The sequence below is a fragment of the Exiguobacterium sp. SH0S7 genome (genome assembly GCF_004337195.1).
Classification (GTDB): domain Bacteria; phylum Bacillota; class Bacilli; order Exiguobacteriales; family Exiguobacteriaceae; genus Exiguobacterium; species Exiguobacterium aurantiacum_A.
This window is the reverse complement of sequence record NZ_SJVA01000043.1, coordinates 1-395: the sequence shown is the minus strand read 5'-3', so window position 1 is coordinate 395 and position 395 is coordinate 1. Positions and strand designations below refer to the sequence as shown.

1 rRNA gene is annotated in these 395 nt (G+C 54.7%); it reads right to left on the bottom strand.

The annotated features are described in order from the left end of the window. Nucleotides 1-395, bottom strand: a 16S ribosomal RNA gene (locus tag EVJ22_RS15320); the annotation flags it as partial.

The window sequence follows — 395 nt, the reverse complement described above, 5'->3', positions numbered from 1 at the left end:
ATCACTGGCAGTCTCCTTTGAGTTCCCGGCCGGACCGCTGGCAACAAAGGATAAGGGTTGCGCTCGTTGCGGGACTTAACCCAACATTTCACAACACGAGCTGACGACAGCCATGCAGCACCTGTCTCACAGTTCCCGAAGGCACCAATCCATCTCTGGAAAGTTCTGTGGATGTCAAGACCAGGTAAGGTTCTTCGCGTTGCATCGAATTAAACCACATGCTCCACCGCTTGTGCGGGCCCCCGTCAATTCATTTGAGTTTTAACCTTGCGGCCGTACTCCCCAGGCGGTCGACTTAACGCGTTAGCTCCGGAAGCCACGCCTCAAGGGCACAACCTCCAAGTCGACATCGTTTACGGCGTGGACTACCAGGGTATCTAATCCTGTTTGCTCCC